This is a genomic window from [Limnothrix rosea] IAM M-220 (assembly GCF_001904615.1).
Classification (GTDB): Bacteria; Cyanobacteriota; Cyanobacteriia; order Cyanobacteriales; family MRBY01; genus MRBY01.
Window position 1 is genome coordinate 1 of record NZ_MRBY01000039.1, and the last position, 16,404, is coordinate 16,404.

Here is a 16,404-nt window from a genome sequence, read left to right on the forward strand (position 1 = left end):
CGTGTCTCCTTTTCTCTAAAGAATTTTGGCTACATTCTTATCCATAACTGACGTTAATTAGCAACAGTCTCAGTAGGATTCTTTTTAAGGGTATCGGACATCAGGAGCCAATCCTCGCCGAGCTGAATCGTAATATCCGTTGAGAGCACCCCCGTACTTTCAACACGAATTTCTCCAAATCCCAAGTTTGACCGCATTTCCGCCGCCATTAGATCATCACCGCCCTGGGCAATAATGCGAGTACTTTGCAACGGTTCTGACCAGTCACTGGCAATGGTTACCCGTTCATAGCCCATGGAGCTTAGATACTGAAGCAGCGATCGCACGGCATTGGCATCACCTGTGCTGTCTTGAATGGCAATACGGACTCGACTGGGAGTTGTCACGGCAACTTCATCTAAATCTCCCACATCAAAATGTTGTGCCATTACATCACTAATACGACGGTGGTGGGGTAACCAAAAACTTGTATTGCCATTTTTACCATCACCACTAAATTCTCCGGGTAACATCACCATTTGCATGTCGCTACGATTGACTTGGGAGGCAAAACCCGCAAGGGCAATGAGTTCTTGCACGCTGAGGTTGGTATCAATATGGGACTGGACAATGGACAAAATCTTCGGCAACTTAACCAGATTTCCCGGTGTTAATGCTTGCTCTAAAACTGCCCGAATTAATGTTTGCTGGCGTTGCACCCGGCCAATATCGCCGTAGCCATCGTAGCGAAACCGTAAAAACTGTAGGGCTTTTTCGCCGTTTAGCACCTGTTCCCCTTCTTTGAGGTCAATATAAAGGTGCTGACTATGGTCGGTATATTTCATGTCTTTGGGGACATATACTGTGACACCGCCTAGGGCATCAATCAATTTTTCAATACCTTGGACATTGACCCGAATATAACGGTCTAATTCAATGCCGCCAAGGAGGTTGCTAATACTTTTTGCGGCCAGAACAGCGCCGCCGTAGGAGTTGGCGTGGTTGATTTTGCCGACACCGTAGCCTTCGATATTGGCTTGGGTATCCCGGGGGATAGACAGGACTGACATGCGTTGGTCTTCGGGATTAAAGCGCACCACAAGCATTGTGTCGGATAATCCTTCAAAGGAGTTGACTAGGGCATGGTAGCCGAGGTCTGGCTGGTTTGGGTCATCGACATCGGAGGTTAAAACTTTGGTGCCCAAAAGCATGATGTTCACGGGGCGAGTCAATTCTGGGAGGCGTAAACTCTGGGAGGCGATCGCCTCATCTTGGGAAAAGACCGTGAGTTCTTCTGGAGCCATGGGTGTTTGGCGCAGCGGTGTTGAAGAAAGGGAGACAGCTAATAGTGCACCGGCCGTTGCTGAAGCGATAGAAACTCCCGTTAAACCGCACCAAATCATTACCCAATGCCAAAACAGTAAAGGCTTTTTTTTCGGCTTACGCTTTTTGCCTTTTGAACTGGGCTTGGTGAGACGTTGATTTCTCGTCCCGGTGGTTTTTAGTTTGCGACTCTTCTGTGGGGAAGGGGATGAATGTTTTGCAGGCACAGGTTTTCTCACACCGGAAAGACCAAAATAACTAGGAGGGTTGGGTACTTTGATAGCTATGCTAAACCAGAGGTTCCCTTTTTGGTAATTTGCAACTTAGGAAAAGTATTTGCGTTCTAAATCATTGGCAAGGCGATCTATACCGGAAATGGTGGGTTTTTCGGCCTTTTGCCAAACACGCACCATCAAAAACAGACAGCTTAGAAAATAGCCCGATGTCCATAAACTGTTGAAAAACATGACTCGAAAGGCTGTCGTACCGGAAAGATGATCGGCTCCCCAACCCAATCCGAGATAAGTGAGCAACCAACCGAGCATTAGGATAACGGCTAGGCGGCTAATCTGTTGTTCCCGGCGATCGCCTTGGCGGCGATAAAGCTGCCATAGGGCTGGGAAGAAACCAATAACTGGCAACAAATATAGGTAGAGCTTTAATTGCTTAATACGGTCTTCGCCGAAGGTATCCGGTTTGGTTGCCATAGTGGTAAAGGTTTAGCTGACTCCAATCTTAAAAGAAAATTGTCTACTCGTCCTCTATCTTCTCGGTAATTTTTTTAAGGACGAGTGATTTTAGCAATGTGGTTTAGCCTCGGAGTGAGAAGAATATTATTCAAGGTGATTAATAGCGAACAATACCATTTGGCATGGTGGCACGGCGGAGATTGACTTGACCGAGTTGGGTTTCGTCGAGGTTTGCGCCGAGTAAATTACATTGCTCTAAATTGGCAAAGTTTAGGTGGCAGCCCCGGAGGTTTGCGCCCTGTAAATTTGCGCCGACAAAGTTTGTGTAGCGTAGATCGGCACCCCGTAGATTCGCACCAGCGAGATCGGCTCCGGCAAAGTTGCCATAGGTGGCGATCGCCCACCGTAGATCTGTCTGTCTGAGGGTTGCGGCTTGGAAATTTGCGCCAAATAAATAACTGTTGTGGAGATGGGTGCGAGTCAGATCGGCACCAGCAAGGTTTGCTTTATACAGTTGCCCTGTGGCAATTTCTGCTTCAAATAAATTGGCGCGACTGAGATCTGCCTCATTTAAACTCGTTTTAAGGAGACAAGTGTCGCTGAGATTGCTACGGTTGAGACGCGCTGCGGTTAAATTCGCACCGAACAGATCGCACTGGCGTAGGTTTGTCCCGATTAAGTTGGCATTTTGTAAATTGGCATTTTTTAGGAGACTTTGGCGAAAATCACTGCCGATACAGTAGGCTTCTTGTAAATTTGCACCACTGAAGTTTCCCTGGGATAAATCTGCATTACTTAAATTCACCTGTTGCAGATTTGCTTCTTGGAGCTGCAGATGGTCTCCTTGGATCGTGCTGAGGTTTGCTTCTTTTAAGTTCGCTGCGATAAGACGTGAATAGCTGAGTCGGGCTTGACTAATATTGCAATGGCTCAGGTCAACGCCACGGAGATTGAGATGGCTTAAGTTTTGCGCACTTAAGTCGGGGGCGATCGCCGGATTAGACCGTCGCCATTGATGCCACTTCAGCGTACCTTGCTTCAGAATATGTAACGCGCCGCGATAATCTTCTTGCCCCATGTCCTAATCTGTCTGTCCCCCTACCGATCAGTCTTTGTCTATACCTTTACTCTTTCCGTAGATCTAAGCTCGCCCGTCCCGGCAAACTCTCCAACGCCGCTAAGGCTGCCCGTGATCCCGCAAGGATATCACGCTCCTCACCACCGAGGTAAACCCGTCCAAAACTACCCACTGCTGTCACCTGTAAGATATTAATTTGCGCATATTTTTCCGCTTCGTTGGCAGCTAAGGCGGCATAGGCAGCTGGCTGTACCTCTAGCACATAAAGGGTCTGACCCGCAAGCAGCATTTGGCCACGGCGATTGCGATTAATCAGTTGTGCCTGGTGCGGGTCAATATTGCGAATGATCTGACTGGACACTACCTTGGGTTTTAAGCAATCCCGCTCAGTGGCTCCTAAAGAATCTAAAATTGCTTTTCCTGCTGTGCGTGTGTCCCCCTGTTTTTTTGAGTGGATTTCGAGTAAGCCGTAAAGACGTTCGACAAATTGAACCCCCGGTCTAACGGAGGTGGCTTTGAGAGCCACATCGGTAATGCGATTAATTTCGATGCCTGGTGATATTTCGATCCAGAGGGAAGAATCTCCCGGCAAGGGCAAAAAACCTAGGGCCACAGTTCCGATATAAGAGGCGTGTTGGGGTTGTAGGCTATCGATGTAGACGTAGCTACGGAGTTCAATGCCCAATGCTTTTTTTTCCTGTCTGGCTTGACTGCGTTAAAAGTGTACCCTAATTCTGTTCTGGCAATGTTGGGACAGAAAATAAGTCTGCCTTTCTGCAGGCCTCAGCTTTGCTTATGTTAGGTGGGTTTTAATGATGGCGATCGCCGCATCGATAGTCTGGGCGATCGCAAATTGATGGGGGGCAAATTTACGAAAGAAATTTTTGGTCTCAATATCGGGTTTAAGCAGGATCACAGGGCGCGAATTTTTGATCGCGAGGGCGACTTCTGAAGCTGTTCCCATACCCATGCCAACGGCAACCACCACATCCGAACTCAGAACATTAATATTATTGCGGGCATTGCCAAGGTCTGTGCAAATGACTACATCTACAAATTCTGAAGCAGCGGCGCGATCGCCTCCCGGTAAAATTCCAACTGTCATCCCTCCAGCTTGTTTTGCGCCTCGATTTGCAGCTTCCATTACTCCCGCAGGTCTACCGCCTGTTAATGTCACCCAACCCTGTCGGGCGATCGCCCGCCCTAATTTTTGCGCATCCTCAATATTTTCTGAAGTTGCACCACTACCTGCTCCCATTACCCCAATCATTATCTGACGCGACATCTTATCTGATTTCCTTCCTTTGAATTTGTTTGATCATTGATCAAAAAAAAGCCACCGAAGAAAATTTCGATAGCTTTAAAAAAGTCAAATTGTAATTTTTATCCTTTAAACAGCTGCAAGATTATTCAGCTTCAACCGTTGTCAAACGCTCGATCTTTGCACCTAACGCTTTGAATTTACCTTCTAAATCGTCATAACCGCGATCCATATGGTGAATACCATGCATGATCGTTGTGCCTTCAGCCGCGAGACCTGCAAGTACTAGAGCCGCAGATGCTCGGAGATCGGTTGCCATCACTGGCGCACCAGAGAGGAAAGGTACGCCGTTGATAATTGCGTTATTGCCTTTGAGCTTAATGGCTGCGCCCATGCGACTGAGCTCAGCGACGTGGTGCATGCGGTTTTCAAAAACAGTCTCCGTCACCACACTACTCCCTTCACATAGGGTAAGCAGCGCCATAAATTGTGCCTGCATATCTGTGGGAAAACCGGGATAGGGAAGGGTTTCGATATCCGTTGCCCGCAGACCTTGGGGTTGGAGTCTCAAACGATCAGGGCTTTCTGCGATTACCTTTGTGCCTGTTTCCTCAAGCTTGGCAATGACCGGAAGTAAGTGATCTGGAACGACGGGGAAAATACTAAAAGCGGATTGAGTGATGGCACCGGCAACGAGGAATGTGCCTGCTTCAATGCGGTCGGGAATAATCGGGTAGTCCGTGCTGTGGAGGCGATCGCAACCTTGAATAATAATTTTATTACTACCATCCCCCATAATCGTCGCGCCCATGGAGCGACAGAAATTAGCGAGATCAACAACCTCTGGTTCCTGCGCTGCATTTTCGATAATGGTTTGTCCCTCAGCAAGGGTCGCCGCCATCATTAAAGTTTCGGTGGCCCCGACACTGGGATAATCCAAATAAATTTTTGCACCCTGAAGCTTGCGGCGGCTGCCTCGAACAGTAGCATGCACAACACCATGCTCAATCATCACTTCCGCGCCCATTGCCCGTAGGCCACGCACATGGAGATCTACAGGACGAGCACCAATGGCGCAGCCACCGGGTAGGGGAACCTGGGCTTCACCCATGCGGGCGAGGAGGGGGCCGATGATAAAGAAACTTGCCCGTAGTTTTGAAACAAGCTCATAGGGGGCTTCAGAGGTGCTCAGATGCCTTGTGTCGAAGTCAATGGCTTGGGGACTTGCTGTGATGCCAACGCCTAGGGCTCGGATCACATCACTCATGCGTTTGATATCTGCGAGGTCTGGGATATTCGTTAGGCGACATTCATCGCTACAGAGTAGTGTGCCAGCCATAATGGCGAGGGCAGAATTTTTAGCGCCACTGATACGAACTTCGCCACTGAGGGAATGTCCACCTGTAATTTTGAGAACTGTTGCAGATTTCTCAGGTGCTTCGGTTGGTGTGCTGACGGGAGCAGAAGTGTTAATGGGTCGATCCTCCACCATGGATTTTGGGGAAATGGGGAAATTTGTCAAAATTTCGTCTTGATTCTACATGAATAAGTGTGATCAGTATGATTTAGATCATCGATTTTTTTGTTCACTGTTCTGAATGGGTATTCAGGAAATCAATCATCTTTTGCGAATAGCCTTGACGTTTCAAAAAAAGCAAAACATAATTAATGATTGTGTGATTTAGATTCGCGCCTGCGGGACTGGCGGAATTGGTAGACGCGCTAGATTCAGATTCTAGTGGGAATTTATCCTGTGCGAGTTCAAGTCTCGCGTTCCGCATAAAGTATGGTTAGCTCCTGTATTGGGCTGGGCTTAAGGGTTACGATGATGGCCGCAAGTTGAATTGCTTCTGGTGTATCGTACGGTAAAAATTTCAATAAAAATGCTAACGAGTTTACAAAATCCTCTCATTAAGGACTTTCGTAAGTTACAGAAGAGTCGTGAAAGGCGATTACGGGGTCTTTGTCTTTTAGAGGGCACAAATCTTGTTGAGGCGGCGATCGCCAAAAATCTTGACTTTAGAACGGTACTTTTTACGGAAACTTGGGTTGAGAGATATCCCGATTTATATAGAAAGTTAAGGGGCGATCGCCTAGAACTTGTTTCACCGGAAGTTTTGCAGAAGGTAGCGACAACGGTTAATCCTGACGGCATTGTTGCGAGTTTAGATAGCACATTAGTGCAACGACAGTTACCAAAGAAATTACAGTTGGGGATTGCCATTGAGCGGTTACAAGATCCCGGGAATTTAGGCACGATTATTCGGACGGCGGCGGCTACGTCAGTGGATGCTCTACTACTCAGTGGGGATAGCGTCAATCCAGAGAATCCAAAAGTTTTACGTGCATCGGTGGGAGCATGGTTTCAAACACCAACGATTGTTTGTGATAATTTTGCTGGTCAAATTAAGGCTTATCGACAGCAAGGAGTACAGGCGATCGCCACGCTACCCAACGCCACTAAAACATTTTGGGATGTGGATTGGACGCGTCCAAGTTTAATTTTGCTAGGCAACGAAGGGGCGGGTTTATCGCCAGAAATTGCCGCTTTAGCCGACGAACAAGTCACTATTCCCATGGTAAAGGGGGTGGAATCTCTCAATGCGGCGATCGCCTGCGCACTTTTACTTTACGAAGCCCAACGACAAAATCGATAAATTAAACCCAATAACTTAATAGCACCTTCTTAATTTGTTTATTGATGTATAAACATGATTAAACTTATCTTTTTGTAATAGCTTTTTGTCTAAAAACAAGCCTAAATACCTAGCAAATCTAGGAGAATGTTTACTTTTATTGTTGAGCTGTAGGGAGACAGTTTTTGTTTGGGAGAATGCCAGCAATAGAAAAAAGCTATTGCAAAAAAGAGAGTATAGATACCTATGAAGCTCGCCTATTGGATGTATGCTGGTCCTGCTCATATCGGCACGCTACGAATTGCCAGTTCTTTTAAAAATGTCCACGCAATCATGCATGCGCCATTAGGAGATGATTACTTTAATGTCATGCGTTCCATGTTGGAGCGAGAGCGTGACTTTACACCTGTGACGGCCAGTATTGTTGACCGCAATGTTTTGGCGCGGGGTTCTCAGGAAAAGGTCGTTGATAATATTGTTCGCAAGGATAAAGAAGAGCATCCAGATCTTATTGTTCTAACACCCACTTGTACTTCAAGTATTTTGCAAGAAGACCTCGAAAATTTTGTGTCCCGCGCTCAGCTTGATGCCAAGGGAGATGTCATCCTCGCTGATGTAAATCACTATCGAGTCAATGAGCTACAGGCGGCTGATCGTACGTTGCAGCAAATCGTTGAATATTACATCAATAAAGCACGAAAGAAAGACGATTTAGATATCGAAAAAACAGCCAATCCTTCTGTCAATATTATCGGGATTTCTACCCTCGGTTTTCACAACAACCATGACATTCGTGAACTGAGAAAATTGATGGCAGATTTGGGGATTGAGGTAAATCTTGTGATTCCCGATAAGGCGTCCGTCCATGATTTGAAAAAGTTGCCAAAGGCTTGGTTTAACTTCATTCCCTATCGTGAATTGGGTCATGGTACTGCCCAGTATTTAGAGAAAGAATTTGGGATGCCCTATGTCGATATTGCGCCAATGGGTGTGGTGGAAACAGCCAATTGTATTCGTCGGATTCAGCGGGTACTCAATGATCGGGGTATAGCAATTAATTATGAAAAGTTCATCGATGACCAAACGCTCTATGTCTCTCAGGCCGCATGGTTTAGTCGTTCCATTGATTGTCAAAATCTAACTGGGAAAAAAGCCGTTGTGTTTGGTGATAATACCCACGCTGCTGCCATGACCAAAATTTTGACACGGGAAATGGGTATCCATGTGGTTCTAGCAGGAACTTACTGTAAGTACGATGCCGAATGGTTCCGCGAGGAAGTCAAAGATTATTGTGATGACATTCTCATTAGTGAAGATCACGGGGAAATTGCTGATGCGATCGCCCGATTAGAGCCAGCGGCAATTTTTGGGACACAGATGGAACGCCATGTGGGTAAACGCCTCAATATTCCCTGCGGTGTGATAGCTGCGCCCATTCACATCCAGAATTTCCCCGTAGGCTATCGTCCATTCTTGGGTTATGAAGGCACCAATCAAATTGCGGATTTAGTCTACAACTCCTTCACTTTGGGCATGGAAGATCATTTATTAGAAATCTTTGGTGGTCACGATACAAAAGAGGTGATTACCCAAACGATGTCTGCCGATGGTGATCTGAGCTGGACGACGGAAGCGCAAGGGCAACTCAATAAAATTCCGGGTTTCGTGCGGGGTAAAGTGAAACGCAATACGGAAAAATTTGCTCGGGAGCGAGGCTTTAACGAGATTTCCCTAGAGGTTCTGTATGCCGCTAAGGAATCGGTTGGCGCTTAGGAATCCTGTGATTTTGCTGTAGAGTAAAAAGCCGAATCTTAGAAATCTGCCCTGATGCTAAAAGTTGTTTTCTTTGGCACGCCGCAATTTGCTGTGCCTTACCTCGAACGTTTGCTGGAACACCCGGAGTTTGAAGTGCTGGGGGTGGTAACGCAACCGGATAAGCGGCGGGGTAGGGGCAGTAAGTTGATTCCTTCGGCGATAAAAAAAGTGGCGATCGCCCACAATTTGCAAGTATGGCAACCGAAACGTATTAAAAAATCCTCTGAAACTTTGGCGGAGCTTGAAGCGTTGGGGGCTGATGTTTTTGCGGTGGTTGCTTACGGGCAGATTTTATCGAAGCAAATCCTTGATATGCCCCGCTATGGCTGTGTGAATGGTCACGGTTCTCTGTTGCCAAAATATCGAGGAGCTGCGCCGATCCAGTGGAGCATTGTCAATGGCGAACCGGAAACGGGTATGACCACAATGCTGATGGATGAAGGCATGGATACTGGTGCAATGCTTCTAAAGTCTGTAACGCCTATCAATCTTTGGATGAATGCCCATGATTTGGCAGTGGAATTAGCGACATCTGGGGCAGATTTAATGGTCAAAACATTGCTAGCATTACCCGGCGATATGGTGATGCCCACGCCCCAAAATCACGACGCGGCAACCTATGCGCCGTTAATTCAAAAAGAAGATTTTATTCTCGATTGGACTCAATCGGCGATCGCCCTCCATAACAAAGTGCGGGGATTTTATCCCGGTTGCGTCTCCACTTTTCGCGGTCAAAAACTGAAAGTACTTGAAACTGTACCGATTAAGCCAGAATATTTCGAGCAGTACCCAGACAAATTAAACGCCCTGAAAACTCTCGATATTCCAGCGGGGCAAACAGGAGAAGTGGTGGCGATCGCCAAAAAGCTCGGAGCCATTGTTCAAACAGGCGATGGTCACATCCTGCTCAAGCAAGTGCAGCCTTCCGGCAAAAAAGCTCAGTCCGGCTGGGACTTTGTCAATGGTCAACGCCTTGAACTGGGCGATCGCCTCGGAGAATAAGCTGCCCTCACCCCACTACTACCCTTACTCGTTTTTTAATTGCATTACATTTCTTAGATTAGACGACAATAACACCTATGGCTTCAGACAATCACACTCCGGGGAGCTGGATTTTTTCACGGGACATTTTAGCTTGGTTGAAACAGGAAAAATTAGTGAAACAATTGCCAATTCATTACCAAGATTTTGCGCTTCAATGTAACAATTATTTCGAGAAAAATAATAATCTAAAAATAGAAAATGGTAGCCAGTCTTTTCAGAATTTAATCAACCGCTACCGATTAAAAGATTCGCCAAAGGAAATTCAGATTCAATTGCCGACCTGTAAAGTATTTGTAAATTTAGAAGATCCCCGGTTCTTTCAAGTAATTAACGAATTGACCTGCGAAGAAAATGATAAAAAAATAATCAGGCGACTTTTAAAGGAAGGGGATAGTTTTTTTGATATTGGAGCCAATCACGGTAGTTTTTCCATCCTTGCAGGACAGGTCTTAGGAGATTCTGGCAAAATCCTTGCGGTAGAAGCGCAGCCCAGATTAGCAACACTCGTAAAAAAATCTCTGGCGGCAAATTTAACCTGTAATTTTCAAGTACACCAAGTAGCTCTCGGCGATCGCCATGGAGAGATTGAGTTTATGATTCCGGTGGATTCGTCTGGTTCGGCGGGGGTCTTCGCCGGTCATTCTGCTACCCATGATTTTCAAAAACTGACAGTTACCCTAAAGCCTTTTGATGACTTGATTTGTGCCGATGACTTTAAGCCAAGGGGATTGATGAAACTGGATATTGAGGGGAGCGAGTACTTTTTCCTCAAGGGGGCGGAGCAAACGATACGGCAACTCCAACCCACCATTTTCCTAGAGATAAACCCCGGCACGCTCCAGGCTTCTGGGGTGAAAATCGAGCAGTTAAAAGATCTATTAATTGACTACGGCTATGGGAGCTATGCGGAAGTGGATAATCTCGAAGCCCAGTCTAGTCTTACGGTATTGGCAGCGGACTATCAACGCAATATTGTGGTTTTTCCCTCATGATTTTTGTAACCATTGGGGCGATCGCCAAGTCAGCTTCCTTCATAGACGTAGTTCATGTCACAAACTAACTCGATGCAACCTGCGGAAGTCCTAATCCTCTTTACAAGAATTCCTCTAGGCCAGATTTTAGTCCAAGATTTCCGTATAAAATTTCAGTTTTAAGCTGCAATAGGTAACTCAAGGATGAAGGTTGTGCCTTCCCCGAAAACAGCGTTACAGGTGATTTTGCCATGGTGTTTTTCTGTGATGATTTGGTGGGCGATCGCCAAGCCTAGTCCTGTACCTTTGCCGACTTCTTTTGTCGTGAATCCCTGTTCAAAGATGCGTTTTAGGGTTTCAGGTGTCATCCCACCGGCATTATCTTGAATCGTAATGGTGATGTAATCGGCCAATAAAGTTGTCGTAATAGAAATATGATTTGGGTTAGCTTCTATTTCTTGAAAAGATTTGCCTTGGTTGATTTCATCAAAGGCATCAATTGAGTTGGCGAAAAGATTCATGAAAACCTGGTTTAGTTGTCCCGGAAAACAGCGGATTTTTGGGAGTTCTCCATAGGTTTTTGTAATCTGTATTTCGGGTCGTCCCTCATTACTCCGAGTGCGGTGCTTGAGAATCATTAGGGTACTATCAAGACCGTCGTGAATATTGAAAGGGCTTTTCTCATCTCGGTCTTTGCGGGAAAAATTTCTTAGGCTTTTACTAATATTTTTAATGCGATCAATGCCAACATTCATAGATGCTAGGAGTTTGGGTAAATCCTCTTGTATAAAGTCTAGCTCTAATTCTTCTAATTTTTCTTTGAGCTCTACATCGTCATTGGGACAACGTTCTAGGAGAAAATCGATCAGCTCAAAAAGATCTTGAACATAATTTTGGGCATGGGAAATATTCCCCTTCACGAAGCTGGTGGGATTATTAATTTCGTGGGCAACTCCGGCAACAAGGTTTCCGAGGGCTGACATTTTTTCGCCTTGAACTAGACGCAGCTGGGCTTTCTGGAGATCTGCTAGGGCCTGTTCTAGTGCTTCTGTTTTTTGAATAATTGCGGCTTGGTTTCGCTGGCGATCGCTAATATCACGCACCATCGAAAAAATACCAATGGCGATATTATTGTTATCCCGCAGCGGTGTATTAAACCACTCACAGGTAATAATTTCCCCATCTTTACGGATATTTTGATTGAGGCTGTAATAGCCCCCCTGCTGCTGGATCAGGTTTGACAGGATCTCTCTGACGAGGGGACGGTCGGTTTCTGGCACGATTTGTTCGGCGTGGTGACCTAGCATTTCTGTTGCGGCATATCCAAAAATCTGCTCGGCTGAGGGATTCCAACCGATCACTTTAAAGTCGGTACTCCATTCAATGATGCCAATGGGACTTTGTTGAATTAAAAAGGTTAGTCGTTCTTGGATTTTGCTGGTTGACAATGGACTAGCGTTGGTGGCTTTTTGCGGTGCTGCTGATAGTTGCTGCTGTAAATGGTTGTTTTCTTTTTGTGTCTGTTCGTATCGTTGGGCATTTTCTAAGGTGATCGCCCCTTGAGTTGTGAGGAGTTCTAGGGGTTCTAAGCTGTGTTGGTCAAAGGCTTGTTGACTGGCCTGACGTTCTAGTTCTACGTATAGCCAACCGTTAATCTCGCCATTTTTAAGGCGTAGGGGTAAACATAGGGCACAATTGGCCGGGTATGGCTCAACATCAGGCTCGCTACCATTGGACAAAATCTGCTTTTGTTTGCCCTGCCAAGCATGATTAATAAAATTGATGGGCAAATCTTCTGCTGTCTCAATGGGGGTTTCACAAAGAATTGTTTTTCCCGTAGTGGCGATCGCCTTTATGAGCAAAGACGGTTGCCCTTGCTCTGAAGTCTCTTCTAATAAAACAGCACAGCGATCGCCTTCAGTATATGTCAAGAAGATTTCAGCTAAAGTCTTGAGCAAAGCATCAGTTTTTAGACAGCTTGTAATTGCTTGGACAGCTTCAAATATGGCCGTCATGTCAAAAGCATCAGTTTTTAGACAGCTTGTAATTGCTTGGACAGCTTCAAATATGGCCGTCATGTCATTTGAAGACCAGTTATTTGTTACTTGGGAAGATGTTGTTGTGTTTTCCTTCGGGGTGTTGCACATCGATACACACTACAGATCAAAAAAATCCCACATCCTATCTAATACATAACCTAAATTTTCTAGTCAGACCCATTTTTTAAGATAAAGTTCTGAGAATCTTTGCACTTGTCAATGTACTCCAGACGGCGATCGCCCCATTTTGGACGGACGCAAGTAAACTAACCTGATGAAATATAGAATTTTGTCTATCTAAGCCATTTAACCAAGTGATTGATTTACTCCCACACAATAAAAAACCTCTATCAGCTCAACATGTGTAATGTCTTATTGGTAATTTCTTAATAGAAACCCCTAAATCGACGGTTAAACCCTGCTTATCAAATGGCGCTCAAATTTATATCATTTTTTATCCTTAATTCTTTTTTAAAAAAGTTATCCTAGAAGAGGATAGAAATGACATATTTCGTAAGAAAAAAGGTATTTTTTGAAATGTGTTCTCAGTCATCTGAGTCTTAGAAATATCTTATTTACAAATATTTTTCTGTCTTTAGGGGGGATTGAGATTTGGTTTTAGTTCCTCTAATGTTTCCCGATGTACGGACTAGCAGTATTTTCTCTAACTTTGATATTAATTAAAGGACCATCTAATGAACAAGACACCAGTACAATTAAAAGAAAACGTTAGCTCTGGCTGGTCTCTACAGCTATATAGTGGCGATCGCCGTCTACTATGGTCTCTAGACCCATCCCACGGCTGGATATTCCTAATCGGTAGTATCTTGGGCTTCTCTTCGGCATTATTATTGGGCTTTTCTTACCCAGAAGAAACAATCAACTCTGTTGACCCCGTCATTGACCAAACAGTGACTCCACTATTGGAAGTTGACTAATGGATTTAGCCTATTTTTTTAAGACTTATTTTTGACACTCTACACCACCAAAGCACCAATATATTAAAAACGGCAGAAACCAAATCTGTCGTTTTTTTGTGTTTTAAACGTTATTTTATTGACAAAAAAAACCGCCCTGATAGCTTAAGTCAGGACGGGTATGCTTGATGGAGGAAACTTGTAGAAAACCTAGAGATGACCAATTAGAAGTTTCTAGGTTTTTGTGATGAACACAATAGCTGTAGAGAAAATAGAGAAAACAGTTTTTGAATTTTTAAAGTTAGTAATCATGTCTAAAACCACAACCCGTAATGCCAAAAAGCATTTTCTTTAATTAATCCAAATCTGAAATATCCTAATTTTTTAACCTATCTTACTCTCAAGTTAACAGCCTTCTGGCCCACAGAACTCATGGGCACTGAGAACCTCTGCATCGCAGATGTAAGTAAGACCAGAATAATTATCAAAAAACTCGGCTGCGACTGCGTCAGAAATCTTGATGGCCATCTCTCGATCAGAGGTGAGTATCTCAAATTTGACGTTTGATTGGGTATCCCCAACAATGGGTCGCCCTGAAGAGCGTACGTTGCGACTACCTTTGCCACCAGTTTCGATCACTGTGTAGCCGCTTGCTCCAGCTTTATCAATAAGTTTGCCAATTTTTTTTAGCAGCAACTTTTCGGTGATAATAACGAGCATGCATGCTTGCTTGGGCATATTTATTACCTCTCAAGATGTGTATTCGTAAACAAAATAACAATTTAGAACAAAAATAAGTTTGTGTGGTAGCCGATTCAGAAGAGAAACGGCTGACGACACTTTTACTTTTTTAGACTCCGCCATTTGCAAGCGCTTGGGCAAGTCCGATGAAGAGGGGAATACCGATTGCAAGGGCAACAGGTGTACCCACAGCGGTGGACGAACCAATATAAGCAGAGGGGTTAGCGGAAGGAATACCTGCCCTTAGGGTGGGAGGTCCAGAGATATCAGAACTAGAAGCGGCAATAGTCGCTAGGATAACAACACCGCCAAGGCTAAAGCCTGTTGCATAGTGAGCAACCATGCCAAGACCAAAGGCAAGGAGACCATGTATGAGTGGTGCAACAATCGCGTATAGAGCATACCATTGACCGACTTTACGGAGTTCACCAAGTCTCGCCCAAGCTTCCATACCCATCACTAGCATGAGGATTGAAAGCAGGCCACGGAAACCGGGATCAAAGAAGCTCTCATATACTCTTTCAGGGCGGGTCAGTAATCCTAAGCCAAGGCCAAGTAGTAGTGCAGATAAAGCAGATCCTTGAAGACTCTCTTTGACAATCGGCCAGATTTCGACTCGCTTGCTCTTGGTTCCGCTTTGACCGCTGAGATACTCCTGCCTGCTGCTGGGGTAGTCGCCTGCTGCAACGGGTTGTTTGTTTACTGCTTCTTCATGAACAGCTTTCTCGCGCTTTTTGCTGACATAAATACTGGCTAAAACAATTGCTGTGACGAGGGCAGGAATATCCATAAAGGGATAAAGTGCTGCTGCCCAAGCTTCGTACTCTATGCCTTCGGTTTCTAGTAGTGTTAGGGCGGCGGCAAGGGTAGAGCCACTCACTGCACCAAATAAACCGGCGGTCGCAATGCCATCAACTGTCCTAACGCCCGGTAAATTGGCAAGGGTCAAGCGGCCAATAAATACAATCAAGATACCCATTACCATGGCAAATAATGCTGGTAATAGCATCTCAACTAGGTTGGCGTTGCGGATGGCGATACCACCGCTTAGACCAACTTTAATGAGCAGCATAAATACGATGAATTTATAGACTGCATCGGGAATTGATAAACGACTATTAACAGCGGCAACGACCATACCACCGATTAGAAAGCCGAGCGTTGGAGACTGCAACTTCCCTAGGAAGAGCGTGAAAAAATCGGATAAAAAATCCACGGTGTAATTCCTCTCGAATCAAAACTTAGGGGCTAGGACGCTAGTAAAGGGTAAGTAACCTTAGCTCCTAGATGTTTGGTTTTATGCATTTGGAGAATGCATGGCTTTATTTTTTAGTTATTTATGGAAATTCAGAAAAAAAATCTCTTGAGGGTAGATTAGGGGCGATCGCCAACACTTAGATCGGCGTCTTCAATGTAATCCTTCAGGAGTATAGATTTCAGGCAATAAAGCAAAATCATCAAACTAAAATAAACGATTACGAAAACAGCAACCTGGTGATACATATTCATTTCCTCAGAAAAGAATTTGGATGTTTTAAAACCACAAAAAATCTCAAGTGATTTTCTTGGCGATCGCAGGATTTTGCACTAGCTATATATCAGAGCTGATATACATGACCAAAAAAAATACTTGGCGTGGCTGAACGAAGAGACAATCTGCAGACTCGATAAGCGAGAAAACCGAGTTGCAGTGCATTTCTATTGAAAACGTTCTCTGTTGTTACAGTCACGCCAAATACAAAATCCACGTTGCATAGAAGCTTTCCTATGCCTGTTGAAAGTACTATACGCTTTTCACTATACAAATGTAAACAAACTATTCTTCAAAAATACGTAGTTGTTTCATAATTTGAGCTTATTAATTAAAAGCTCAGTCCAAAGGCAGATTAATCTCACCCATAGGGCAATTTA

14 protein-coding genes and 1 tRNA gene are annotated in these 16,404 nt (G+C 44.8%); 6 read left to right on the plus strand and 9 right to left on the minus strand.

Features of this window, described 5'->3' with window-relative positions; all coding sequences use genetic code 11:
- Positions 1-53: 53 nt before the first annotated feature.
- From NIES208_RS13835 to murA, 6 genes are all read right to left on the minus strand, one after another.
- Positions 54-1,529, minus strand: a complete 1,476-nt coding sequence (locus NIES208_RS13835) for an LCP family protein (RefSeq protein ID WP_075893576.1) — start codon at positions 1,527-1,529, stop codon at positions 54-56.
- A gap of 96 nt (positions 1,530-1,625) precedes the next feature.
- The gene (locus NIES208_RS13840) at positions 1,626-2,009 is read right to left on the minus strand and encodes a hypothetical protein (RefSeq protein WP_075893577.1); all 384 of its coding nucleotides are present in this window, start codon (positions 2,007-2,009) and stop codon (positions 1,626-1,628) included.
- A gap of 139 nt (positions 2,010-2,148) precedes the next feature.
- Complete coding sequence (locus NIES208_RS13845) at positions 2,149-3,069, minus strand: pentapeptide repeat-containing protein (RefSeq protein ID WP_075893578.1); 921 nt, start codon at positions 3,067-3,069, stop codon at positions 2,149-2,151.
- Positions 3,070-3,115: 46 nt separating this feature from the next.
- Positions 3,116-3,754 (minus strand): beta-carboxysome protein CcmP, encoded by a 639-nt coding sequence (locus NIES208_RS13850; protein WP_075893579.1) that lies wholly within the window; start codon positions 3,752-3,754, stop codon positions 3,116-3,118.
- A 108-nt stretch (positions 3,755-3,862) separates the two neighbouring features.
- Positions 3,863-4,354 (minus strand): TIGR00725 family protein, encoded by a 492-nt coding sequence (locus NIES208_RS13855; RefSeq protein WP_075893580.1) that lies wholly within the window; start codon positions 4,352-4,354, stop codon positions 3,863-3,865.
- 121 nt (positions 4,355-4,475) lie between these two features.
- A complete protein-coding gene (gene murA / locus NIES208_RS13860) occupies positions 4,476-5,822 on the minus strand; it encodes a UDP-N-acetylglucosamine 1-carboxyvinyltransferase (protein WP_075893581.1) in 1,347 nt (448 codons plus the stop codon).
- A 203-nt stretch (positions 5,823-6,025) separates the two neighbouring features.
- On the opposite strand from murA, the gene NIES208_RS13865 reads away from it, so the two are divergent.
- The 5 genes from NIES208_RS13865 (at position 6,026) to NIES208_RS13885 (ending at position 10,817) form a co-directional block, all read left to right on the plus strand.
- Positions 6,026-6,110, plus strand: a tRNA-Leu gene (locus NIES208_RS13865).
- 103 nt (positions 6,111-6,213) lie between these two features.
- On the plus strand, positions 6,214-6,987 hold the full coding sequence (locus tag NIES208_RS13870; RefSeq protein WP_075893582.1) for a TrmH family RNA methyltransferase: 774 nt from the start codon (positions 6,214-6,216) through the stop codon (positions 6,985-6,987).
- A 225-nt stretch (positions 6,988-7,212) separates the two neighbouring features.
- Positions 7,213-8,739: a ferredoxin:protochlorophyllide reductase (ATP-dependent) subunit B gene (gene bchB, locus NIES208_RS13875; protein WP_075893583.1), complete on the plus strand. Its 1,527-nt coding sequence runs from the start codon at positions 7,213-7,215 to the stop codon at positions 8,737-8,739.
- 54 nt (positions 8,740-8,793) lie between these two features.
- Positions 8,794-9,783, plus strand: coding sequence for a methionyl-tRNA formyltransferase (fmt, locus tag NIES208_RS13880; protein WP_075893584.1), 990 nt, complete (start codon positions 8,794-8,796; stop codon positions 9,781-9,783).
- Positions 9,784-9,860: 77 nt separating this feature from the next.
- On the plus strand, positions 9,861-10,817 hold the full coding sequence (locus tag NIES208_RS13885; protein WP_075893585.1) for an FkbM family methyltransferase: 957 nt from the start codon (positions 9,861-9,863) through the stop codon (positions 10,815-10,817).
- 158 nt (positions 10,818-10,975) lie between these two features.
- Here NIES208_RS13885 and NIES208_RS13890 read toward each other — a convergent pair whose 3' ends face one another.
- Positions 10,976-12,874 (minus strand): GAF domain-containing sensor histidine kinase, encoded by a 1,899-nt coding sequence (locus tag NIES208_RS13890; protein WP_075893586.1) that lies wholly within the window; start codon positions 12,872-12,874, stop codon positions 10,976-10,978.
- A gap of 656 nt (positions 12,875-13,530) precedes the next feature.
- Between NIES208_RS13890 and NIES208_RS18690 the strand changes: the two genes are divergently transcribed.
- Entirely contained in the window at positions 13,531-13,773 is a 243-nt protein-coding gene (locus NIES208_RS18690; RefSeq protein WP_139325071.1) for a hypothetical protein, read from the plus strand.
- A gap of 384 nt (positions 13,774-14,157) precedes the next feature.
- Here the strand turns inward: NIES208_RS18690 and NIES208_RS13895 are convergent, their stop codons facing one another.
- Entirely contained in the window at positions 14,158-14,490 is a 333-nt protein-coding gene (locus tag NIES208_RS13895) for a P-II family nitrogen regulator (RefSeq protein WP_075893587.1), read from the minus strand.
- Positions 14,491-14,602: 112 nt separating this feature from the next.
- Positions 14,603-15,709, minus strand: a complete 1,107-nt coding sequence (locus NIES208_RS13900; RefSeq protein ID WP_075893588.1) for a sodium-dependent bicarbonate transport family permease — start codon at positions 15,707-15,709, stop codon at positions 14,603-14,605.
- Positions 15,710-16,404 lie beyond the last annotated feature (695 nt).

Bases quoted from the DNA above. Each gene is read 5' to 3' on its own strand.
- fmt (WP_075893584.1), top strand. From the start codon at position 8,794: ATGCTAAAAGTTGTTTTCTTTGGCACGCCGCAATTTGCTGTGCCTTAC.
- NIES208_RS13845 (WP_075893578.1), bottom strand. From the start codon at position 3,069: ATGGGGCAAGAAGATTATCGCGGCGCGTTACATATTCTGAAGCAAGGT.
- NIES208_RS13885 (WP_075893585.1), top strand. From the start codon at position 9,861: ATGGCTTCAGACAATCACACTCCGGGGAGCTGGATTTTTTCACGGGAC.
- NIES208_RS13855 (WP_075893580.1), bottom strand. From the start codon at position 4,354: ATGTCGCGTCAGATAATGATTGGGGTAATGGGAGCAGGTAGTGGTGCA.
- NIES208_RS13895 (WP_075893587.1), bottom strand. From the start codon at position 14,490: ATGCCCAAGCAAGCATGCATGCTCGTTATTATCACCGAAAAGTTGCTG.
- NIES208_RS13890 (WP_075893586.1), bottom strand. From the start codon at position 12,874: ATGACGGCCATATTTGAAGCTGTCCAAGCAATTACAAGCTGTCTAAAA.
- NIES208_RS13870 (WP_075893582.1), top strand. From the start codon at position 6,214: ATGCTAACGAGTTTACAAAATCCTCTCATTAAGGACTTTCGTAAGTTA.
- NIES208_RS13840 (WP_075893577.1), bottom strand. From the start codon at position 2,009: ATGGCAACCAAACCGGATACCTTCGGCGAAGACCGTATTAAGCAATTA.
- murA (WP_075893581.1), bottom strand. From the start codon at position 5,822: ATGGTGGAGGATCGACCCATTAACACTTCTGCTCCCGTCAGCACACCA.
- bchB (WP_075893583.1), top strand. From the start codon at position 7,213: ATGAAGCTCGCCTATTGGATGTATGCTGGTCCTGCTCATATCGGCACG.
- NIES208_RS18690 (WP_139325071.1), top strand. From the start codon at position 13,531: ATGAACAAGACACCAGTACAATTAAAAGAAAACGTTAGCTCTGGCTGG.